Origin of the sequence: Variovorax sp. J31P207, from assembly GCF_030316965.1 — a bacterium.
GTDB classification, from domain to species: domain Bacteria; phylum Pseudomonadota; class Gammaproteobacteria; order Burkholderiales; family Burkholderiaceae_C; genus Variovorax; species Variovorax ginsengisoli_B.
This window is the reverse complement of record NZ_JASZYN010000004.1, coordinates 472,809-493,982: the sequence shown is the minus strand read 5'-3', so window position 1 is coordinate 493,982 and position 21,174 is coordinate 472,809. Positions and strand designations below refer to the sequence as shown.

Annotated in this window: 22 protein-coding genes; 9 read left to right on the top strand and 13 right to left on the bottom strand. The window is 68.1% G+C overall.

The window, feature by feature from the left end:
• The first annotated feature begins 27 nt into the window (after positions 1–27).
• Genes QTI68_RS16935 through QTI68_RS16925 form a run of 3 tightly spaced genes read left to right on the top strand, consistent with a single transcriptional unit; the run spans position 28 to position 3,694 of the window.
• Positions 28–1,203 carry an ABC transporter substrate-binding protein gene (locus QTI68_RS16935; RefSeq protein WP_286522901.1) on the top strand — a complete coding sequence of 392 codons (1,176 nt, stop codon included), beginning with the start codon at positions 28–30 and terminating at the stop codon, positions 1,201–1,203.
• 48 nt (positions 1,204–1,251) lie between these two features.
• The gene (locus QTI68_RS16930; protein ID WP_286522900.1) at positions 1,252–2,844 is read left to right on the top strand and encodes a phytoene desaturase family protein; all 1,593 of its coding nucleotides are present in this window, start codon (positions 1,252–1,254) and stop codon (positions 2,842–2,844) included.
• 46 nt (positions 2,845–2,890) lie between these two features.
• Entirely contained in the window at positions 2,891–3,694 is an 804-nt protein-coding gene (locus QTI68_RS16925; protein ID WP_286522899.1) for a cyclase family protein, read from the top strand.
• Positions 3,695–3,884: 190 nt separating this feature from the next.
• Here the strand turns inward: QTI68_RS16925 and QTI68_RS16920 are convergent, their stop codons facing one another.
• On the bottom strand, positions 3,885–5,684 hold the full coding sequence (locus QTI68_RS16920) for a DEAD/DEAH box helicase (RefSeq protein ID WP_286522897.1): 1,800 nt from the start codon (positions 5,682–5,684) through the stop codon (positions 3,885–3,887).
• 290 nt (positions 5,685–5,974) lie between these two features.
• Here QTI68_RS16920 and QTI68_RS16915 point away from each other — a divergent pair, with 290 nt between their 5' ends.
• Together QTI68_RS16915 and QTI68_RS16910 are read left to right on the top strand one after the other, a co-directional pair.
• Positions 5,975–6,211, top strand: coding sequence for an AbrB/MazE/SpoVT family DNA-binding domain-containing protein (locus QTI68_RS16915; RefSeq protein ID WP_286522894.1), 237 nt, complete (start codon positions 5,975–5,977; stop codon positions 6,209–6,211).
• The gene (locus QTI68_RS16910; protein ID WP_286522893.1) at positions 6,198–6,629 is read left to right on the top strand and encodes a type II toxin-antitoxin system VapC family toxin; all 432 of its coding nucleotides are present in this window, start codon (positions 6,198–6,200) and stop codon (positions 6,627–6,629) included. The genes QTI68_RS16915 and QTI68_RS16910 overlap by 14 nt, the downstream gene beginning before the upstream one ends.
• On the opposite strand, the gene QTI68_RS16905 is transcribed toward QTI68_RS16910, so the two are convergent.
• Positions 6,607–7,860 (bottom strand): tetratricopeptide repeat protein, encoded by a 1,254-nt coding sequence (locus tag QTI68_RS16905; RefSeq protein ID WP_286522892.1) that lies wholly within the window; start codon positions 7,858–7,860, stop codon positions 6,607–6,609. The genes QTI68_RS16910 and QTI68_RS16905 overlap by 23 nt on opposite strands.
• Positions 7,861–8,113: 253 nt before the next feature.
• On the opposite strand from QTI68_RS16905, the gene ettA reads away from it, so the two are divergent.
• Together ettA and QTI68_RS16895 are read left to right on the top strand one after the other, a co-directional pair.
• On the top strand, positions 8,114–9,775 hold the full coding sequence (ettA, locus tag QTI68_RS16900; protein ID WP_286522890.1) for an energy-dependent translational throttle protein EttA: 1,662 nt from the start codon (positions 8,114–8,116) through the stop codon (positions 9,773–9,775).
• A gap of 58 nt (positions 9,776–9,833) precedes the next feature.
• A complete protein-coding gene (locus tag QTI68_RS16895) occupies positions 9,834–11,129 on the top strand; it encodes a PQQ-dependent sugar dehydrogenase (RefSeq protein WP_286522889.1) in 1,296 nt (431 codons plus the stop codon).
• Between the two features lie 21 nt (positions 11,130–11,150).
• Here the strand turns inward: QTI68_RS16895 and QTI68_RS16890 are convergent, their stop codons facing one another.
• Entirely contained in the window at positions 11,151–12,524 is a 1,374-nt protein-coding gene (locus QTI68_RS16890; RefSeq protein WP_286522887.1) for a TAXI family TRAP transporter solute-binding subunit, read from the bottom strand.
• A gap of 113 nt (positions 12,525–12,637) precedes the next feature.
• Positions 12,638–13,654, bottom strand: a complete 1,017-nt coding sequence (locus tag QTI68_RS16885) for a P1 family peptidase (protein WP_286522885.1) — start codon at positions 13,652–13,654, stop codon at positions 12,638–12,640.
• Positions 13,655–13,686: 32 nt separating this feature from the next.
• Between QTI68_RS16885 and QTI68_RS16880 the strand changes: the two genes are divergently transcribed.
• Both QTI68_RS16880 and QTI68_RS16875 read left to right on the top strand, forming a co-directional pair.
• Complete coding sequence (locus QTI68_RS16880) at positions 13,687–13,977, top strand: AbrB/MazE/SpoVT family DNA-binding domain-containing protein (RefSeq protein WP_503011702.1); 291 nt, start codon at positions 13,687–13,689, stop codon at positions 13,975–13,977.
• A complete protein-coding gene (locus tag QTI68_RS16875) occupies positions 13,971–14,291 on the top strand; it encodes a type II toxin-antitoxin system PemK/MazF family toxin (RefSeq protein WP_286522882.1) in 321 nt (106 codons plus the stop codon). Before QTI68_RS16880 ends, QTI68_RS16875 begins: the two co-directional genes overlap by 7 nt.
• 22 nt (positions 14,292–14,313) lie before the next feature.
• Here the strand turns inward: QTI68_RS16875 and QTI68_RS16870 are convergent, their stop codons facing one another.
• The 9 genes from QTI68_RS16870 to QTI68_RS16830 form a co-directional block, all read right to left on the bottom strand.
• The gene (locus tag QTI68_RS16870) at positions 14,314–15,297 is read right to left on the bottom strand and encodes a glycerophosphodiester phosphodiesterase (protein ID WP_286522880.1); all 984 of its coding nucleotides are present in this window, start codon (positions 15,295–15,297) and stop codon (positions 14,314–14,316) included.
• Complete coding sequence (locus QTI68_RS16865) at positions 15,294–15,857, bottom strand: YceB family lipoprotein (RefSeq protein ID WP_286522878.1); 564 nt, start codon at positions 15,855–15,857, stop codon at positions 15,294–15,296. The genes QTI68_RS16870 and QTI68_RS16865 overlap by 4 nt, the downstream gene beginning before the upstream one ends.
• Before the next feature lie 49 nt (positions 15,858–15,906).
• On the bottom strand, positions 15,907–16,701 hold the full coding sequence (locus tag QTI68_RS16860) for an amino acid ABC transporter ATP-binding protein (protein WP_286522876.1): 795 nt from the start codon (positions 16,699–16,701) through the stop codon (positions 15,907–15,909).
• Positions 16,685–17,338 (bottom strand): amino acid ABC transporter permease, encoded by a 654-nt coding sequence (locus QTI68_RS16855; protein ID WP_286522874.1) that lies wholly within the window; start codon positions 17,336–17,338, stop codon positions 16,685–16,687. Before QTI68_RS16855 ends, QTI68_RS16860 begins: the two co-directional genes overlap by 17 nt.
• A 7-nt stretch (positions 17,339–17,345) precedes the next feature.
• Positions 17,346–18,008, bottom strand: coding sequence for an amino acid ABC transporter permease (locus QTI68_RS16850; RefSeq protein ID WP_286522871.1), 663 nt, complete (start codon positions 18,006–18,008; stop codon positions 17,346–17,348).
• Positions 18,009–18,023: 15 nt separating this feature from the next.
• Complete coding sequence (locus QTI68_RS16845) at positions 18,024–18,815, bottom strand: transporter substrate-binding domain-containing protein (RefSeq protein WP_286522870.1); 792 nt, start codon at positions 18,813–18,815, stop codon at positions 18,024–18,026.
• Positions 18,812–19,609, bottom strand: a complete 798-nt coding sequence (locus QTI68_RS16840) for a GntR family transcriptional regulator (RefSeq protein WP_286522868.1) — start codon at positions 19,607–19,609, stop codon at positions 18,812–18,814. The genes QTI68_RS16845 and QTI68_RS16840 overlap by 4 nt, the downstream gene beginning before the upstream one ends.
• Positions 19,610–19,804: 195 nt before the next feature.
• Entirely contained in the window at positions 19,805–20,119 is a 315-nt protein-coding gene (locus tag QTI68_RS16835; RefSeq protein ID WP_286522866.1) for a hypothetical protein, read from the bottom strand.
• 72 nt (positions 20,120–20,191) lie between these two features.
• Complete coding sequence (locus QTI68_RS16830; RefSeq protein WP_286522864.1) at positions 20,192–21,157, bottom strand: Bug family tripartite tricarboxylate transporter substrate binding protein; 966 nt, start codon at positions 21,155–21,157, stop codon at positions 20,192–20,194.
• Between the last annotated feature and the right edge of the window lie 17 nt (positions 21,158–21,174).

Sequence of the window (21,174 nt, the reverse complement as noted above, 5' to 3'; positions counted from 1 at the left end):
CGATTCCCCACCTCCTGGAGCCTTGCCATGATCCACCGCAGAATTCGCCACGGACTTCTTCTCGCCGCTCTGGCGCTTGCGTCCACCGCGCAGGCGGCCGACAGCTTGAAGATCGGCTTCCTCACGACCCTCTCGGGGCCCGGTGCGGCGATCGGGCAGGAGGTGCGTGATGGCTTCCTGCTCGGCCTGCGGCATTCGGGCGGCACGTTCGGCGGCGTGCCGGTTGAGCTGAACATCGCCGACGATCAGCAGAACCCGGAAACCGGCCGCCAGGCGGTAGAGCGCTTCGTCAAGCGCGACAAGGCGGACATCGTCACCGGCATCGTGTTCTCGAATGTGCTGCTGCCGGTGCTGCCAGCAATCCTCGGTTCGGACACGGTCTACCTCAGCACCAATTCCGGCCCGGCCGAGTACGCCGGCGGCAAGTGCAACAAGAACTTCTTCGCCGTTGCCTGGCAGAACGAGGACATCCCGGCTGCGATGGGCAAGTACGCCACCGACCGCCAGTTCAAGCGCGTGGCATTGATCGCGCCCAACTATCCCGGCGGGCGCGAATCGCTCGGTGGCTTCAAGCGCCTCTTCCGCGGCCAGGTGGTCGAGGAGATCTATACCAAGCTCGGCCAGCTCGACTACGCGGCCGAACTGGCGACCTTGCGTGCGGCGGCACCCGACGCCGTGTTCTTCTTCCTCCCGGGCGCGATGGGCGTCAACTTCATCAAGCAGTACCAGGGCGCGGGGCTCGCCAGCCGGGCCACGCTGCTGGCGCCGGGTTTCTCCGCCGACGAGGACACGATCAAGGCGGTGGGCGACGCGCTGGTGGGTACCTACAACGCTTCGCAGTGGGCGGCCGATCTTCCGAATGCGGCCAACCGCAAGTTCGTCGACGATTTCAAGGCGACGTATGGCCGCATGCCGAGCCTGTATGCCTCGCAGGGCTACGACACGGCGCTGCTGGTCGACAGTGCGGTCAAGGCTGCCGGCAACCGGCGCAGCGACCCTGTCGCATTGCGCGATGCGCTGCGCCGTGCCGACTTCCAGTCGGTGCGCGGCGGCTTCAAGTTCAACAACAACCAGTACCCGATCCAGAGCCTGCACCTTCGAGTGGTCGAGAAGGACGCGACCGGCCGCGTCGGCAACAAGTTCGTCAGCACGCTGCTCGCGGACCATGCCGATCCGTTCGTCGCCGAATGCGCCATGAAATGACGCGCATCCCTTTCGGATCGCCAATCGACACAGCAAAGGAGTAACGCCATGCCGACAGACCGGTTTGACGCATTGATCGTGGGCAGCGGCATCAATTCGCTGGTCTGCGCAGCAATGCTTGCCAGGGAGGGCAAGAAGGTGTGCGTGCTGGAGCGCGAGTCGCAGCTCGGGGGCTGCATCCGCACCGAGGCGCTGACCCGCCCCGGCTTCCTGCACGACACTATGTCCACCGCGCACCCGCTGTTCGTCACTTCGCCGGCCTATGCAGAACTCGGCCCTGCGCTGCACGAAGCCGGCTTGGCGTACTGCCGCAACGACAGGCCCACTGGTGTCCTCCTGCCCGATGGGCGTCACCTGCTTTTGCAGACTTCGCGCCAGGGCAACGTCGAGCGCTTCGAGCAACTGGCGGCCGGCGATGGCGTGGCCTACGCGGCGGCCATGGGGGAGGTCGAGGGCAATGCCGAACTGGTCTTTGCGCTGCTCGGGCAGGAACTGTGGAGTTCCGGCGTCGCCAAGGCCGTCGCCAAGCGCGTGTGGCGACGCGGCGCCCATCCAACACTGGGGTTCTTCGGCGCGTCGCTGCAAAGCTGCCGTGCGTGGCTCGAAGGTGACTTCGAGTCGGACCTGCTGCGCGCGCTGCTGGCTCCGTGGGTCTTGCATTGCGGCCTCGGTCCGGAGAGCGCGATGTCCGGGCTCATGGCGCAGGTCGTCGCGATGTCGCTCGAAAGCGTCGGCCTGCCGCTGGTGCAGGGTGGCAATGCCAACACGGTGCTGGCCTTCAGGCAACTGATCGAATCGAAAGGTGGCCGGATGCTCACGGATGCCGACGTGACGGAGGTGATGGTGCAACGCGGCCGTGCAGTCGGCGTGAAGCTCACCGATGGGCGCGAGTTCGCCGCCCGACAAGTGGTCTGCAACGTCACGCCGACGCAACTCTACGGACGGCTGCTCGCGCCCGGGCATGCGCCGCCGGAGATTCGTCGGCAGGCTTCGGCCTACCGCTACGGCAAGGGAAACATGCAGATCCACCTGGCGCTGTCGGAACCGCCCCAGTGGCCCGATGCGCAACTTGGCGAAGTCACCTACCTGCACCTGACCGGTGGGCTCGACAGCGTGTCGCGGGCGGTCGACGAGGCCCAGCGCGGCCTGCTGCCGGCCGAGGCCACGGTGTGCGTGGCGCAGCCCAGCGCGGTCGATCCCTCGCGGGCGCCGGCAGGCCAGAGCGTGCTGTGGATCCAGTTGCCGGAGTGCCCGCGCGAACTGCGCGGCGATGCCCTCGGCCAGATCGCCACGCCGGCCGACGGCCGATGGAACGAGGAGGTGCGTGAACGCTATGCCGACCGCATCATCGAGCGCATCGCGCGCCAGGTGCCGAACCTGAAGCGCAGCATCGTCGGCCGCCACGTCATTTCCCCGGCGGACCTCGAACGCATGAACATCAACCTGGTGGGCGGCGACCCCTACAGCGGCGAATGCAGCCTGGACCAGTTCATGATGTGGCGCCCCTTGCGAGGCCTCAAGAACCACCTCACGCCGGTCGCCAACCTCTGGCACATCGGCGCCTCGACCCATCCCGGACCAGGGCTCGCCGGGACCTCGGGGTTCCACGTCGCCAGGCATCTGTCGCGCGCTTCTTCCTGACGATCTCGCGCGCACGTTCAACCCGCCATCTCTCAGAAGGAACCTCATGAGCATCGATCTCGTCAAGTTCGCGTCCGACATCGCATCGGGCCGCATCCGCATCGTCGACCTGACGCACACCTTGTCGGCGGATTTCCCGGCCCTGCAACTGCCACCGCAGTTCGGCCAGGTGTGGGCCTTCAAGCAGGAGCGCATCAGCCACTACGACGAGGCGGGCCCCGGCTGGTACTGGAACAACTTTTCCTGCGGCGAACACACTGGTACGCACTTCGATGCGCCTGCGCACTGGATCACCGGCAAGGATGGCGCGGACAACACGGTCGACACGATCGACCCGCGCAACTTCGTCGGCCAGGCCGTGGTGGTCGATGCGAGCGCCGAGGTCGCGGACAACCCCGACTGGCTGCTGAGCTCCGATTTCCTGCGCGCCTGGGAGGCCCGGCACGGCCGGATTCCGCGCGATGCCTGGCTGCTCTTCAGAACCGATTGGTCCAAGCGCGAGATGCCGGCGGCCTACGTCAACATGCACGACGATGGTCCTCATACGCCGGGCCCGACGCAGGAGGCGATCGAATGGCTGATCGGCGAGCGCCAGGTGCGCGGCTTCGGCGTCGAGACCATCAACACGGATGCTGGCCAGTCCTTCGGCTGGCCCATGGCCTATCCGTGCCACACGCTGATGCACGGCGCCAACCGCTTCGGCCTGCAGTGCCTGAGGAATCTCGATCAACTGCCGTCGACCGGCACGCTGATCTTCTCGGCACCTCTGAAGATCCAGAACGGATCGGGCAGTCCGCTGCGGGTGCTGGCGCTGGTGCCGGCAGAGCAGGGCGAGCGCGAGGGCGCTTGAGGAGGCGAGGGCGAGTGTGCGGCGATCCGCACACGATTTCTGCCCTGTGTCTGGATTCACGGGATCGGCCGACTCCGGATTCGAACAAGAGTCAAAGGAGCTTTTGAACGGCCTGAGCGCCCCCGGAGCGTGGCCAAAGAAAAAGGGCGCCGGAGCGCCCTTTGTTTATCCTGCGGATCGCCGCCGAGGATCAGCGGCCGAAGGAGCGGCCACCGCCGCCACCGCCGTAACCACCACCGCCGCCGCCGTAGCCGCCACCCGAGCGACCGCCGCCACCCGAACGGCCACCGCCGCCGGAACGGTTGCCGCCGTAGCCGCCACCGCCGCCACGACGGCCGCGGCCGCCCAGGCTGTCGACGCTGGTACGCAACGGATCGGGCTGGCCGTCGCCGCCGGCGACCGCTTCGGCGCGCAGATGCGCCACCGCATCGGCTTGCGTCGGGCTGTGGCTGTTGCCGTGATGGCGCGGCTGGCGCTCTTCATGCGGCAGATGGTTCTGATGGTGCGTCGGCGCATGGTGCGGCGCGCGCGCCGGTCCTTGCGGTCCGCGTGCCGGACCCTGGCCGCGGCCGCCCTGGCCACGCGGGCCCTGGCCGCCGCCGTTGGCGCTGCGGCCGGCCGGTGCGCCCTGGCCCTGGCCGCCGCCGCGGCGCTGGCCACCGCCATTGCCACCGCCGCCGCCGCCACTGCGCTCGCCCTGGCCCGCCTTGTTCTCGCGGATGCGCTGCATCATCTCGGTGCGAGCCGCCTTGGCGGCGGCCTGCATCACTTCGCGGCTCGGCGGACGGCCAGCGCCGCCCCAGATCGTCTGACGACCCATGGCGATCGGCTCGGCGCGTTCGCCGTCCTCGGGACCGAAGCCGTCGATGACCTGCACCGGAATCGTCTGCTTGGTGAAGCGCTCGATCTCCTGCATGAAGCCTTCTTCGTCGAGGCACACGAAGCTCACGGCCTCGCCGCTCGAACCGGCACGGCCGGTGCGGCCGATGCGGTGCACGTAGTCTTCGCTGACGTTCGGGATCTCGTAGTTGACGACATGCGGCAGCTCGTCGATGTCGATGCCGCGGGCCGCGATGTCGGTCGCCACCAGGGCGCGGATGTCGCCGCTCTTGAAGCCGGCCAGCGCCTGCGTGCGGGCGCTCTGGCTCTTGTTGCCGTGCAGCGCCATCGCCTCGATGCCGTTCTTGGTCAGGAACTCGGCCACGCTGTTGGCGCCGAACTTGGTGCGGGTGAAGACCAGCACCTGGCTCCACTTGTGCTCGTTGATGATGTGGGCGAGCAGCGCCTTCTTCTTGCCGCGGCCGACCGGGTGGATCACCTGCGTGATGCGCTGCACCGTGGTGTTGCGCGGCGTGACCTGGATGCTCTGCGGGTTCTTGAGCAGCGTGGCGGCGAGGTCGCGGATCTCGTCGCTGAAGGTGGCCGAGAACAGCAGGCTCTGCTTTTCGCGGGGCACCAGCGCGAGGATCTTCTTGACGTCGTGGATGAAGCCCATGTCGAGCATGCGGTCGGCTTCGTCGAGCACCAGGATCTGCACCTGCGACAGGTCGAGCATGCCTTGTTGCTGCAGGTCGAGCAGGCGGCCGGGGGTGGCGACCAGGATGTCGACGCCGCTCTTGAGCTTGCTGATCTGCGGGTTCATGCCGACGCCGCCGAAGATCACGGTCGAGGTCAGCTGGAGGTACTTGCCGTAGGTGCGAACGGACTCTTCGACCTGGGCCGCGAGTTCGCGCGTGGGGGTCAGCACCAGGGCACGGATGCCGGTGCCGCCGAACTTGTTGGTGGCGCTGCGGCTCATCGTGAGCTTGTGCAGCAGGGGCAGGGTGAAGGCAGCGGTCTTGCCGGTGCCGGTCTGGGCGCCGCCCAGGAGGTCGTGGCCGTCGAGCACGGCCGGAATGGCCTGGGCCTGGATCGGCGTCGGCGTTTCGTAGCCCTGCTCATGCACGGCCTTCAAGATGGCCGGGGCCAGCTTCAGTTCATCAAAGTTCATTGAGTTCAACAAGCGCCCTACACGGCGCAGTGGTATCCACCCGCTCGGGCGTCATGTGGACGTCGAGCCAGTAAGGGCAGATGAAGGTCAGAGGTGGGAGCCCGAAAGCCTGCATAAGGCCGTCTTCGTCCCCGGCAGAGAGCCGGCGTCGCGGGCAACTGGACCCGGCAACAGCCGCTATTGTCTCATGAACCGGGATGAAGGGTGAAATGACGCGGCGGGTCGTGGAAGCACGCGGTCCGGAACTGCGGCGCTAAACTCTTACTTCGCCAGTATTACCAGGAGCGCCCATGCGACTCACCTCCAAGGGTCAGGTGACCATTCCCCAGAACATTCGCGAGCTCGCGGGCCTCAAGCCCTACGACGAGGTGGAGTTCGAGTACCGCAACAAGCAGATCATCGTGAAGCCCGTGAAGCGCACGACATCGCCCGCCAAGGAAGCGATCGGCCTGCTGCGCGGCAGCGCGAACTCGAATATCGGCCTGTCGGCGGACGAGTGGCTGGAGATGACGCGTGGCGAACGCTGAGGCGCTGGAAACCTTCCTGATCGACAGCAACGTCCTGATCGACGTCATCCACGAAGATCCGAGATGGATGGACTGGTCGGCCTCGGCCATCGGCGATTGCCTGAACCGCGGCAAGCTGGCCATCAATCCGTTGATCTATGCCGAGGTGTCGGTCTACTTCATTTCGGACCGCGACCTGGACGCCGCGCTGCCCCCGCGACTCTACGAGCGGCTGGAGCTGCCTTATGCGGCGGCGCGAACTGCGGCATCGGCGTTCCACCAGTATCGCAAGGCCGGCGGCACGCGAGCCTCCCTGCTGCCGGACTTCTACATCGGCGCCCACGCTCAACTGGCGGGTTGCACCCTCGTGTCGCGCGACAGCGCGCGCTACAAGACCTATTTCCCCAAGCTCAAGCTCATTTCGCCGAAGCACAAGTAGAGCGTCCGCCGCCGGCCCGCTCCAGATAGACGAACATGCCCTGGATCGCCTCGCGCTGGTCTTCGCGGATCGGTGCCCGGATCAGTTGGACCAGGTCGAAGCCGTGCCGCGCGGCCAGCCCGCGCAGGTAGCGCTCCGAATGAGCGTAGCGCAGGCTCGGCAGCAACTCGAAATCGACGCTTTCGTCGGTGCTGCTCTCGGCCGAGAAACAGAAGAGTCCGCCTGGTTCCAGCCGCTGCTCCAGCGCGGCGAAGACCGGCTCCAGGTCGCCCACGTAGATGAAGACGTCGGCGGCGGTGACCAGGTCGTAGCGGGCGTCCGTGCCTCGCAGGTAGGCCCCGATGTCAGCGTGCGCAAGCTCGTCGTAGAGCCCGAGGGCCCGGGCCTTGTCCAGCATCTGGCTCGACAGGTCGACGCCGGTGAGCCGCACCGCCATCGGCTTGAGCAGCGCAGCGCACAGGCCGGTCCCGCAGCCGAGATCGAGGGCCGAGCGGAAGCGGCCCCGGCCCAGCGCGGCGAGGTGCCTGGCCAGGGTGCTGTGCGCCTGGTAGCCGAGCAGGCCCACCAGGTGCGCATCGAACTCGTCGGCGTAGTCGTCGAACAGGGTTTCGACATAGTGGCCCGGCGCGGTCGCCGGCGCAGGGCCGTCGGAGACCGCGGCGAGGTAGTACCGGTGCAGCGCCGGATCGCCGCCGTGCGCCAGGGCCTGCTCGAAGGCGTGGGCGGCTTCCGGGTGGCGGTTCAGTTCCCGCAGGATGCTGCCTCGATTGCTCCAGGCCTGGGCGATGCCGGGGTCGGCGGCCAGCGCGTGGTCGTAGGAGGCGAGCGCCTCCCCCGGCCGGCCCAGCGCCTGCAGGGTCTGGCCATGGCGAAGCCACAGCTCACCGGCGGGAAGCACGCCCAGCGACAGCAGCTTCTCGAAGGCCGCCAGGGCTTCCGGGTGCCGGTTCAGCTGCCCGAGGGCGCTGGCCTTGTGAAACCAGGCGTCCGGGTCCTCGGCTTCGGCCTCCAGGGCCTGCTCGGCGGCCGCCAGGGCCGCCTGCGGGCGCGACAGCTTCAACTGCGTCGCTGCGAGGTTGACCAGGGTCGAGACGCGGCCCGGCAGCAGCGCGAGCGACGACAGGAACAACTGCTCCGCGGCCTCGAAGCGGCCGGTCTCGAGGGCCTTCAGCCCATCGAGGAAGAACTGCCGGGCCTGGGCGAAGGCATCGGGGGTGGGGGTGGGGCGCATGGCGGCAGGGGCGGCGGCCGCCGCGGGCGGCGTCCGGAGAGCTCGGATGGAGCCGGAGAATAGCAGCGCCGCGCGCGCTTCTTCGGGGAATCAAGGGGCCTGGGTTAGACTTGGCCCCAAACCCCGGTCGGAAAACGCGCTGCAGCAGCAAGCGCCTGCCACGCAAGGCAGATTCGCCATCGATCCTCGCACAAGATCGTTGTCGGGTTGCCCGGCCACCCCGAACAGTCCCCATCACCGAACAGAGATAGACATGGCCCAGTACGTCTACACCATGAACAAGGTCAGCAAGACCGTGCCGCCCAAACGGCAGATCTTGAAGGACATTTCGCTCTCGTTTTTCCCCGGCGCCAAGATCGGCGTGCTCGGCCTGAACGGCTCGGGCAAGTCCTCGCTGTTGAAGATCATGGCCGGCATCGACAAGGAGATCGAGGGCGAGGCGCTGCCGATGCCCGGTCTCACGATCGGCTACCTCGAGCAGGAGCCCAAGCTGAACGCCGCCCACACGGTGCGCGAATCGGTCGAGGAAGCCATGGGCGCGGTCTACGCGGCCAAGGCGCGACTCGAGGAGGTCTACGTGGCCTACGGCGCCGAAGACGCCGACTTCGACGCACTCGCGGCCGAGCAGGCCGAGCTCGAAGCCATCATCGCCACCGCCGGCACCGATTCCGAACACCAGCTCGAGATCGCCGCCGACGCGCTGCGCCTGCCGCCATGGGACGCCAACATCGGCGTGCTGTCGGGCGGCGAGAAGCGCCGCGTCGCGCTGTGCCGGCTGTTGCTGAGCAAGCCCGACATGCTGCTGCTCGACGAGCCGACCAACCACCTGGACGCCGAATCGGTCGAGTGGCTCGAAGTCTTCCTGCAGCGCTTTCCCGGCACTGTCGTGGCGATCACCCACGATCGCTACTTCCTCGACAACGCGGCCGAGTGGATTCTCGAACTCGACCGCGGCCGCGGCATTCCCTGGAAGGGCAACTACAGCACCTGGCTCGAGCAGAAGGGCGAACGCCTGGCGCAGGAGCAGAAGAGCGAAGAAGCCCACGCCAAGGCCCTGAAGAAGGAACTCGAATGGTCGCGCCAGAACCCGAAGGCGCGCCAGGCCAAGAGCAAGTCGCGCCTGGCCCGCTTCGAGGAACTGAGCGACTTCGAATACCAGAAGCGCAACGAGACGCAGGAAATCTTCATTCCGGTGGCCGAGCGCCTGGGCAACCAGGTGATCGAGTTCAAGAACGTCACCAAGTCCTTCGGCGACCGGGTGCTGATCGACAACCTGAGCTTCGAGATCCCGGCCGGCGCGATCGTCGGCATCATCGGTCCGAACGGCGCCGGCAAGTCGACCCTGTTCAAGCTGATCGCCGGCAAGGAAACGCCGGACTCCGGCGAGGTGGTGATCGGCCAGACGGTCAAGATGGCCTTCGTCGACCAGAATCGCGACGCGCTCGGCAACGAGAAGACCGTGTGGGAAGACATCTCCAACGGCCTCGACATCATCAATGTCGGCAAGTTCCAGATGGCCAGCCGGGCCTACGCCGGGCGCTTCAACTTCAACGGCGCCGACCAGCAGAAGAAGGTCGGCACCCTGTCGGGCGGCGAGCGCGGGCGGCTGCACCTGGCCAAGACGCTGATCGCGGGCGGCAACGTGCTCATGCTCGACGAGCCGTCGAACGACCTCGACGTCGAGACGCTGCGGGCGCTCGAAGACGCGCTGCTGGAGTTTGCGGGTTCGGTGCTGGTCATCAGCCATGACCGCTGGTTCCTCGACCGGATCGCGACCCACATCCTGGCGGCCGAAGGCGACAGCCAGTGGACCTTCTTCAACGGCAACTACCAGGAGTACGAAGCCGACAAGAAGAAGCGCCTGGGCGAAGAAGGTGCCAAGCCGCACCGGATGCGCTTCAAGGCCCTGAAGTAACGACAGCAAGGCGCATAGACCCGGGCGCGTCGCGGCGCCCTTTCCGAAGGAGCATGCCATGGCAGCAGCGACTCGGTATCTTCTGGCGACGGCCCTGGCCGCCGTGGCCGGTTGCGGCGGTGGTGGTGGCGGCGGCAGCAGCGTCGCCGTCTCCGCCTTCGGCGTCAACGGCATGTCGACGCAGGGCGCGCCAGCCCCGGCCGGCAGCAGCGTCGCCGCACCACCCGCGGGCGCCGCGCCCTCATCGCCGTCGTTCAAGGTCACCGAACTGGCGACTGGCCTCGACACCCCCTGGGCTTTGGCCTTCCTTCCCGACGGCCGCATGCTGATCACCCAGCGCGGCGGCCAGTTGCGGCTGCGCAATGCCGATGGGTCGGCCGTCAATGGCGGTGCCGATCAGGTCGCCGGCGTGCCCGTGGTCGCGGCGGTGGGGCAGGGCGGGCTGCTCGACGTCGCGGTGGATCCGGCCTTTGCGAGCAATCGCCGCATCTATCTCAGCTTCGCGGAGCGCGATGGCGCCGATCCGAGCCTCAACGGCACGGCGGTGGCCCGGGCCGAACTCGACGCGGCCAATCGCACGCTCGGCAACCTGACGGTGATCTACCGCCAGTCGCCCAAGGTCGACAGCACGGCGCATTTCGGTTCTCGGCTGGTGTTCGACCGCAGCGGCTATCTGTTCGTGACCCTGGGCGAGCGCCTGCTCGACACCCAGCGCGGCTTCGCGCAAGACCTGTCGCGCGGCAACGGCAAGGTGGTACGGATCACCACCGACGGCGCGCCGGCTCCCGGCAACCCCTTCGCCGCCACCGCCGGTGCACAGCCCCACATCTGGAGCTACGGCCATCGCAATCCGCAGGGCGCGGCGCTGCATCCCGCGACCGGTGATCTCTGGACCCACGAGCATGGTCCGCAGGGCGGCGACGAGGTCAACCTGACCCTGCCGGGGCGCAACTACGGCTGGCCAGTCATCAGCTACGGGCAGGAATACGGCACGCTCACGCAGGTGGGCGAAGGCACCACCAAGCCGGGCCTCGAGCAGCCGCTGACCTACTGGGAAAAGATCGACGGCTCGGCCTGGACGCCGGGCACGCAGAAGTCGTCGATCGCGCCGAGCGGCATGGCCTTCTATACCGGCGATGCGCTGGCCGAATGGAAGGGCAATCTCTTCGTCGGCGCGCTCGCCGGCACCGCGCTCTGGAGGCTCAAGCTCGACGGCAACGCGGTGGTCGGCCGCGAGCGATTGCTGGCCGAGCGCGGCGAACGCATCCGCGACGTCCGGCAGGGGCCCGACGGCTGGCTGTACCTGTTGACCGACAGCAGCAACGGCAAGCTGCTGCGGGTGGAGCGCCAGTGAACAGGCCGAGCGCGCGGCGAGTCAAGCGGATCCGGTGGAGAACCTTTGCGCGGCACCTGCCGCGCGCGGCGCGCCCGCGAGCACGCGCCGGCGCACCGCCTCGATGTTGTTGCGCAGCGCATAGAGCTCGTCGGCATAGGACAGCGGCACCGCGACCTTGTTGACCACGCGGTCGAGGTCGCCGAGTTCCTTCAGCAGCGCGTCGGGGTCGCCGGTATGCGCCTCCAGCTTGTGCTCGACCTCGCGCAGCCGTGCATACCAGCGGAACACGCGGCGGCGGACCCGGAACTGGTAGAGCGGCGGCACGATCCGGCTCAGCGGCAGCATCAGCACCAGCAGGCCGCCCAGCACCAGCCACATCCGCTCGACCAGGTTGCTGGCCCAGAACGGCAGGTAGCGCTGCCAGAACGGCGGCGTGCCGTTGATGGCGCGATCGCCTTCGGGGCTGACCGGCAGTTCGCTGGTCCGGGTGTTGGGAAAGTCGCGCGCGCGGTTGAACCAGCCGGCGCCGCCATGCAGGCTCTGCGCGGTCTGCGCGAACAGCTGTCGCAGCGCGGGGTGGGTTTCCTCGCGCGACAGCAGCGAGGTGGTGGCGGCCAGCAGCGACACGTCGTGCGACGGCAGGTCGGCCGCCAGGTCGACCACGCCGCGCGGCAGGTCCACCGGCTGCAGGAAGGCGAAGCGCCGCGAATAGGCGTCGCTCTGCTGGAAGTCCATCAACTGGATGTCGGGCGCGCGCAGCAGCCGCTGCACCAGCGGCGATTGCGGTGCCGAGGCCAGCACGATCACGTCGAGCAGGCCGGCCTGCAGCGCTTCGGTCGCGGGCGTCTGCTCGAGGTTCGACAGGTTCAGCGCGGCCGGGTCCATGTGGTTGGCGTGGAACATCCGCTCCATGATGTCGGGCACGCCGCTGCCCGGCTTGTCGACGTTGATGCGCAGGTCCTTGAGCTGGGTCAGCGAGGTCAGGGTGCCGGTCTTGCGGTCGACCCGCTTCGCCGCATCGGTCCGGTAGAAGAACCACAGCGGCTCGAAGAACAGGCTGCCCAGCGAGGTCAGGCCGGCGGCCTCGTCCTTGACCGGGTCGGCGCTGCCGCCGCGCACGAAGGCGACGTCGGCGCCGCCGCTGCGCAGCAGCTGCAGGTTGTCGAGCGAGCCATCGGTGGGCTTGAGTTCGACTTCGATGCCGTTGGCCTTGAGGGCCGCGGCGTAGCGTTTGCCGAACTCGGCATAGGCGCTGCCGGCCGGCCCGGTGGCCAGGGTGACGCGCTTGGGCGGCTGCGGCTGCAGCCACCAGTAGGCGGCGACCAGCAGTGCGATGACGAGGAAGATGACGGGCCCGGCGGAAGCGATCAGGTCGCGGATCGACAGCAGGAACAGGCGGATGGCTTGGGGCATGCGGAAAGTTGGAACGAGGCTCGGGGACACCGCGGTCGCGGCAGCGGCATTTTCTGTGCTTTCCGCCCCCGGCTGGTTACAAAGCGCATGTCGGGTGCCCGCGCCGGCAGTGCTCAGCCCAGGTCGCCGGCGGCCGGGAAGTGGCTGTCGCCGATGCGCACCGAGCGCGCCGCACGTACCGCGCGCACGGTCGCCAGCGCCACGACTTCGGCAGCCATGGTGCCGAGCACCGTCATGCCGGGCGCGTCGCCTTCGAGCGGCACGCGGCCGGTGGCGAGCGCGAAGAGGGTGTCGCCGTCGCTCATCGTGTGCACCGGGTTGATCGCCCGCGCCAGTCCGTCGTGGGCCACGCTGGCCAGGCGGTTGGCCTGCACCTTGGTCAGCACGGCGTCGGTGGCGACCACGCCCAGCGTGGTGTTGGTGCCGGCCAGCAGCGGCTTCGGCAGCTCGCCGCGCAGCAGGGCGCGGCGGGTGTCGAGCAGGGCGCGGCCGTCTTCGGTGCGCGCGCCCGCCACGACGTGACCCGTATCGGGATCGATCACGTCGCCGAGCGCGTTGCAGGCGATCAGCGCACCGACCGTGACGCCCTTGACCGTGATCGACGCCGTGCCGATGCCGCCCTTCATGGCCCGGTCGACACCGAACAGCTTGCCCACCAGCGCGCCGCTGCCAGCACCCACGTTGCCCTCGGCCGGCGCCGTCCGGGAGGCCGCCGCGCAGGCCGCGTAGCCGGCATCGGCATCGGGCCGGATGCGGGCGTCGCCGACCGGCAAGTCGAACAGGACGGCCGCAGGAATGATCGGCAGGGTGCCGAAACGGACGTCGAAGCCCACGCCGCGCTCCTCGAGCCAGCGCATCGCACCGTCGGCGGCTGCCAGGCCCCAGGCGCTGCCGCCGGCGAGCATCACGGCGTGGACCTGCTGCACCAGGTTGCCGGGCGCCAGCAGATCGGTCTCGCGGGTGCCGGGCGCGGCGCCGCGCACGTCGACGCCGGCCACGGCGCCTTCGCGCGCGATGATCACGGTGCAACCGGTGGGGCGGCGGGGGTCGCTGTAGTGGCCGACTTCGATGCCGGCGACATCGGTGATGGCGCCGGCATGGGGGCGGTCGGGTGCAAACTGATCAGACATCGGGCGATTATGGTTGCTGTTCGACCTGTTCAATGGAATCGACCGGTGATAACATTGTTGCCACCATGAAAGCACTGCAAGTTCCTATCCGGGCGATCGGAAATTCTCGCGGGATCGTCATTCCCAAGCCACTGCTTGCGCAGGTCGGCCTGGAAGCTGTCGTCGATCTCACCGTCGAGCGGGACACGATCGTCCTGCGCAAGCCGGCCGCGGCAGTGCGCAGCGGCTGGGCCGAAGCTGCGCGGCAAGTGGCCGAGCGCGGTGAGGACGTGTTGGCGATCGGCGATTTCCCCAACGCCGAAGACGATGAGTCGGCATGGTGAAGCGCGGCGAGATATGGCTGATCAACCTTGACCCGACGATCGGGAGCGAGATCAAGAAGAGCCGTCCCTGCGTGGTGGTGTCGCCATCGGAGCTGCATGATCATCTGCGCACGGTCATCATCGCGCCGATGACTTCCAAGGGCTTCGAAGCCCCGTTTCGCGTGCCGGTGACGCATGCCGGTACCAAGGGCCTGATCTTGCTCGATCAGATTCGCGCCGTCGACAAGGTCAGATTGATCCGCCGGCTCGGCGCCGTGTCGGGCAGCCGTTTGAATTCGGTTCTGGCAACCTTGCAGGAAGTCTTCGCGCAGTAGCAGGCAGCGCCAACTAGCGCCCTCAGCGCCCGCGCTTCGGCGGGAGGGGTGCGCCCCGCTCGCCGAGCAGGTCGCGCAGGATCGCCGGGTCGTCCGTGATGATGCCGTCCACGCCCCAGTCCAGCAGGCGCGCCATGTCGGCGCGCTGGTTGACGGTCCAGGGCAGCACGGCCAGGCCGAGCGCGTGCGCCTCTTGCACCAGGGCAGGGCTCAGATCGTTGTAGGCCGGCGACCACGTCACCGGCCCTTTGCTGTCGCCCGCGGCGGCCTTCACGAGCCGCGGCGCGCTGCCGAAGTCCGCGTACTTCAGGCCCGCGGTCCAGCGGCTGTCCTGCAGCGTCCGGCTGCTCGTGAGGTAGGCGCGCGGCATCAGCGGCGCCGATTGGCCGACCAGCGCCAGCGTGCGCCAGTCGAAGCTCTGCACCGTCACGCGCGGGGCCATCCCGGCCTTGTCGATCTCGGCCAGCAGCGCGCGCACCATCTGCTCGGGCGACGCCGTTTCTTCCGGCCGCCCGGGGTCGAGCTTGGTCTCGATGTTGAAGCGGACTTCGGTCGCGCCGAGTTCGTTGGCCCGCGCGAACAGCGCCGCGAGCGTCGGAATGCGTTCGCCGTCGTGCCACAACTGCTTGGGAAAGGGCTTGCCGTAGCTGCTCTCGGGATTGATCCGGCCGACATCGTAGGTCTGCAATTGCGCCAGCGACAGCGAGCGGATCGGAGGGCCCTTGGCTGGCAGGAAGTTGCCCCGGGTGTCGCGCGTGTGGTCCGGATTGAGCACCGTGTCGTGCGAGATCACGACCACGTCGTCGGCGGTCAGGCCGATGTCGAGTTCGAGCGTGGTGACGCCAATGGCGATCGCATGGGTGAAGGCGGCGAGTGTGTTCTCGGGCGTCAGGGCACGCCCGCCGCGATGGGCCTGCAGGTCGACGGCGCGCTGCTGTGTCGGCGCCGGTGCGGCGCAGCCGGCCAGCAGCAGCGCCGACGCGACCCAAAGGGCCGGGCGGCTCACTTCAGCGCGACGGTGATGCCGTCGTCCTGTACCGTGATGTCCCCAATTTCGTAGGTCTTGCGCCCGACCGTGAGTTCCTCCGGCTTGAAGGTGCGCAGGGGCTGGTCGCGCAGCAGCTCCTGTGCGACCGCGCCGCCGATCTGCTGCAGCCGCTCGGCGTCGCGGCCGCCCAGGCCCTGCAGCTCGATCCGGTCGGCCTGCGGCCGGTCGAGCCGGACCGCACGCGCCGCGGCGTCGTACTTGAGGGCGCTGCTCACCGTGACGATGCCTTCGACCTGCGAGGGTCGCAGCAGCGGGCTGGCGATCGAGAGCACCGCGGTGATCGCCGCCCGGTTGTTGCGGGCATCGAGGCTGAGCTGGGGATCGCGCAGGCCGACCGTGAAGATATCGGCGTAGCGCTGCTGCACCGGGAAGCGCTTGGCGACCTGCGCCTGGAGTTCCTCGCGGCTGGCGGTGTATTCGCTGGTGAAGAAGTTGAAGCCGGCCAGGGCCGCCAGCGGCGCCATGGCGGTGGCGCCCCACAGGGCGCGCAGCAGCTGTCGACGGGAATGGTGTGGCATACCCTTCCGAGCTTGCCACAGGCCGGGGGTTCCCGGCCGCGCCCCTCGATCAGTCGTGCAACGATGAAAGAAACTGTTGCAGCTCCGGCGTCTTCGGACTGCCGAACAACTCCGCCGGCGGCCCCATCTCGTGCACCCGGCCCTGGTGCATGAAGATCACGCGGTCGCTGACTTTGCGTGCGAAGCTCATTTCGTGCGTCACCATCAGCAGGGTCATGCCCTCGACCGCCAGCGACTCCACCACGCGCAGCACCTCGCCCACCAGCTCGGGGTCGAGCGCCGAGGTGATCTCGTCGCACAGCAGCACCGCCGGCTCCATCGCCAGGGCGCGGGCGATCGCCACGCGCTGCTGCTGGCCGCCCGAGAGCTGGTCGGGCATGGCGTCGAACTTTTCGGCCAGGCCGACCCGCGTGAGCAGCTTGCGGGCCTGCGAGGCCGCCTCGATGGCGCTGCGCTTCTTGACCAGCGTCGGCGCCAGCATCACGTTCTTGCCGACCGTCAGGTGCGGGAACAAATTGAAGCTCTGGAAGATCATGCCGACGCGCTGGCGCAGCTCGCGCATCGCCATCGCGCTCTCGTGCAGCAGCGGCTTGCCGTCGACCGTGAGCGAGCCTTCCTGGAACACCTCGAGGCCGTTGATGCAGCGCAGGAGGGTGCTCTTGCCGGAGCCGCTCTTGCCGATGATCGCGATCACCTCGCCGCGCCTGACCTCCAGGTCGATGCCTTTGAGTACTTCGTTGCTGCCATAGGACTTGCGCAGCGCCGTGATGCGCACGATCGGCGCGGCGGAGACCCGGGCGGCGGCAGCGGCTTCGGATGCGGGGGCTTCAGCGACGAGCGACATTGATCTTCCTCTCGAGGTTCTTGGCGTACAGGCTCACGGGAAAGCACAGCACGAAATAAAGCAGGGCGACGCAGCTGAACACCACGAAGGGCTTGAAGGTGGCGTTCGAGATCATGCTGCCGGCCTTGGTGAGCTCGATGAAGCCGATCACCGAGGCCAGTGCCGTGCCCTTGATCACCTGCACCAGGAAGCCGACCGTGGGCGCCACCGCGATGCGGGTGGCCTGCGGCAGGATCACGTGGCGCATCTGTTCGCCGAAGCTCAGCGCCAGGCTGCCCGAGGCCTCCCACTGGCCTTTCGGAATGGAGGCCACGCAGCCGCGCCAGATCTCGGTCAGGAAGGCGCTCGTATAGAGCGTGAGCGCGACCGAGGCCGCGGTCCAGGCCGAGACGTCGACGCCGAACAGGGCGATGCCGAAGTAGGCCAGGAACAGCTGCATCAGCAGCGGCGTGCCCTGGAAGACCTGCACGTAGAGGCCGATGAGCCGGTCGACCACCGGACCTCCCGACAGCCGCGCGAACAGCAGCAGGCCGCCGACCACGCCGCCGCCGACGAAGGCGATCAGCGACAGCACCACGGTCCAGCGCAGCGCCAGCAGCAGGTTGCGCAGGATGTCCCACAGCGAGAAATCGGTCATGGGCGTTTCACCTTCCGAAGAAGTACTTGGGGCCGGCCCAGTTGAGCAGGCGGCGCGCACCGACCGACAACACGAGGTAGATCACGGTGGCGATGATGAAGGCCTCGAAGGCGCGGAAGTTGCGGCTCTGGATCAGGTTGGCCGCGTAGCTCAGCTCCTCGGTCGAGATCTGGCTGCAGACCGCCGAACCCAGCATCACGATGATGATCTGGCTCACCATCGCGGGCCAGACCTTCTTCATCGCCGGCGGCAGCACCACGCGCAGGAACACCTGCACCTTGTTGAGCGCCAGGCTCACGGCGGCCTCGATCTGGCCGCGCGGCGTGGCCTCGATGCCGGCGCGGATGATCTCCGTCGCGTAGGCGCCGAGGTTCATCACCATCGCGATCACCGACGCCACTTCGGGCGACAGCTTGAAGCCGGCCGCGGGCAGGCCGAAGAAGATGAAGAACAGCTGCACGATGAAGGGCGTGTTGCGGATCAGCTCGACGTAGCTGCCCACCAGCCAGCGCAGCCAGGTCGGGCCGCTGGCGCGCGACCAGGCGCAGGCGACGCCAACCACCATGCCGATGACGGTCGCGATGGCCGTCAGTCCCAGCGTCCAGAGCACGCCCCGCACCAGCAGGGGCCATTGGCCGAGGACCGCGCCGAAGTCGAATTCGATGCCCATGGCAGGCCGTCGCGATCAGACCGGAAGGTCGCCGGCCGGACGGCCGAGCCACTTCTTCGCCATCGCGTCGAGCGTGCCGTCCTTCTTGGCGTTGGCGATGATCTCGTTGACCTTGGCCTTCAGCGGGTCCTCGCCCTTGGCGATGCCGATGAAGCAGGGGCTGTCCTTGAGCAGCAGCTTGTACTCGGCGCCGAGCTGCGGGTTCTTCTGCATCATGTCGCCGGCGACCGCGGCGCTGGTGGCCAGGGTCTGAGTCTGACCGGCCACGAAGGCGGCGATGGTGGCGTTGTTGTCTTCGAAGCGCTTGTACTCGAGGCTGGCCGGCGCGACCTTGGCGAGCTCCTGGTCTTCCATCGCGCCGCGGGTCACGGCGACGGTCTTGCCGCCCATGTCGGCGAAGCTCTTGATGTTGAGGTTCTTGCCCGCGTAGACCGCCTGGAAGAAGGGCGCGTAGGCCGCCGAGAAGTCGATCACCTTCTCGCGCTCGGCGTTCTTGCCCAGCGTGGAGATCACCAGGTCGGCCTTGCGGGTCTGCAGGTAGGGGATGCGGTTGGCGCTGGTCACGGGCACCAGCTCGACCTTGACGCCCAGCTTGGTCGCGATCAGCTGCGCCATCTCGACGTCCAGGCCCTGCGGCGTCATGGTCTTGTCGACCGAGCCGTAGGGCGGGTAGTCGGTCGGCACCGCGATCTTGATGAGCTTGGCCTTCATGACGTTGTCGAGCGCGCTCTGGGCATGCGCGAGGCCGGTGGTGAACAGTGCGACGGCGGCGAGTGCGAGCGCGAAACTGCGCTTGGATGACTTCATAACAGGGCTCCTAGGTAGGTCGATGAATCGTCGGGTGAAGCTTCGGGTCCGGCCGCCTTGCGTCCCTTCCTGGCGGGGGTGGTACGCAAGAGCTGTGCCTCGCTCCGGGTGTGGTCGGCCGCGCCCTGCATCGGCGCCAGCGCGTCGCGCAGCCGAGCCAGCGGGTCGGTCGGTGTCGGCACGCGCAGCGCCGACTGCACGGTGCCGATGTGTTCGCTCATCAGGGCCTCGGCGGCGGCGGTGTCGCCGCGCTCGAGTGCCGCGACGATCCGCACATGGTCCTCGCAGGACTGCGCGGCGTCGTGCGAGGACTGGTAGAGCATCGCGATCAGCGTGGTGCGGGCCGTGAAGTCGCGCAGCGTGTCGGCCAGCAGCGAGTTGCCCAGGCATTCGGCCAGGCAGACGTGGAAGTCGCCCAGCAGGTAGCTGCGGTTGCCGATATCGCTGTCCTTCAGTGCGGCCTTCTCGCGCTTGAGGTGCGCCTTGAGCGCGCGCAGCGCGTCGCGGTCGATGGCGCCGGCGCTTCGGATCAGGCCGGACTCGATCACGCGCCGCGCCTCGAAGGCCTCGCGCGCCTCGTCCTGCGACGGTTCGATCACGAACCAGCCGCGGCGTGCGCTCACGGTCACGATGCCACGGGCGGCGAGCCGTGTCAGCGCCTCGCGCACGATGGTGCGGCTGCAGTCGAACAGCATCGCGAGCTGCTGCTCGCCCAGGCGGGCGCCGGGCGCGAGCTTCTGCGCCATCACCGCTTCGACGATGCGTGCACTGATTTCGGGAGCGCTGATGGACATGCCTGCACATCAGCAGCTTTCATGCCTGCTTGTATGCAAGAAGCTGGTGCGTGCGCGCGGGCGAAAAAAAGGCCCGCACGAGGCGGGCCTAACCTTGATTGCACTTGCAGCAATGACTAACACCCCGATTTTCGCGCTGTCCGGCGCGTTTGGGTGTGAAAAATTCGACAGTCGCGGACTGTTACCTGATTCTCTTTACAAGCCCATGAACTCCGAAATCCTCCGGACGACGGATTTCGGCGGCGGCGTGGCAAAGAGCGTTTCAACGGGCGGTGGCGCGCGCCGGGCGGCCACGGCCTCCAGCGCCTGGGCGACCAGCATCGACGAACCATCGGCACGCCGCCGCCATGCCCGGGCCACCTGGGCCAGCTCGGCGGGGGTCAGCGGCTTCGGCGGACTGTCCGGGGCGGGCCGCCGCTCCAACTGCTCCGGCGTCAGCCTGGGCCGCCGGCCGCCGAACAGGCCGTCGGGTGCGGGATCGGGGCGGCGAGAAAAATAAAGATGATCCATGTAAGACATTGTGACTACATGGTTTGCCCGTTTGAAGCCGTCCGAAAGTTGTAGGGCGAGCTTGGCCCGGCCTCAGTCCATCTTCGCGCCCGATGCCTTGACCGCCTTGTCCCAGCGCGGGGTTTCCGCGGCCAGGAACTTCGCGAAGTCCTCGCTGCCCAGGAAGGCCGGATCGGCGCCCTGGCTCACCATGCGCTCGCGCACCTCGGGGCTGGTCAGCACCTGCCTGAAGGCGTCGCTGAGCTTGGCGACGACGTCCTTGGGCGTGCCCGCGGGCGCCAGGAAGCCATAGAAGCCGACCACCTCGAAGCCCTTGATGCCGGCCTCGATCACGGTCGGCACTTCGGGCAGCGCCGGATTGCGGGCGGCGCTGGTCACGGCCAGCGCCCGCACCTTGCCCTGCTTGTGGTAATTGGCCGCCTGCGGGATCGACTCGGCCATGAACTGCACCTGGCCGCCCATCAGGTCGGTGAAGGCCGGCGCGCTGCCTCGGTAGGGGATATGGACCATGAAGATGCCGGTCGCGCTCTTGAACATTTCGGGCACCAGGTGGCTGATGCCGCCGTTGCCGGCCGAGCCGTAGTTGAGCTGGCCGGGCCGGGCGCGGGCGTAGTCGACGAACTGCCGCAGGTTCTGGACCGGCAGCTTCGGCGTCACCAGCAGCGCGAGCGGCTGCATCGCGGTGCGGGCGATCGGCGTGAAGTCGCGCAACGTGTCGTAGGGCAGCTTGGTGTAGAGCGCGCCGTTGATCACGGCGACGCCGGTGTTCGCCAGCATCAGGGTGTAGCCGTCGGGCGCGCTCTTGGCGACCGCCTCGGCGCCGACCGAGCCGCCGGCGCCGGGCTTGTAGTCGACGATCAGGGGCTGGCCCAGCACCGCCTGCAGCCGGTCGGTGAGCAGCCGCGCATGCTGGTCGAGCGGGCCGCCGGCCGGGAAGCCGATGACGATCTTGATCGGCTTGTCGGGAAAGGCGGCCAGGGCGGCCGTCGAAACCGTCAGCCACAGCAGTGCGGCGATGCCTTTGCGGGCCATGTTCATGCGTGTCTCCTCGTTGT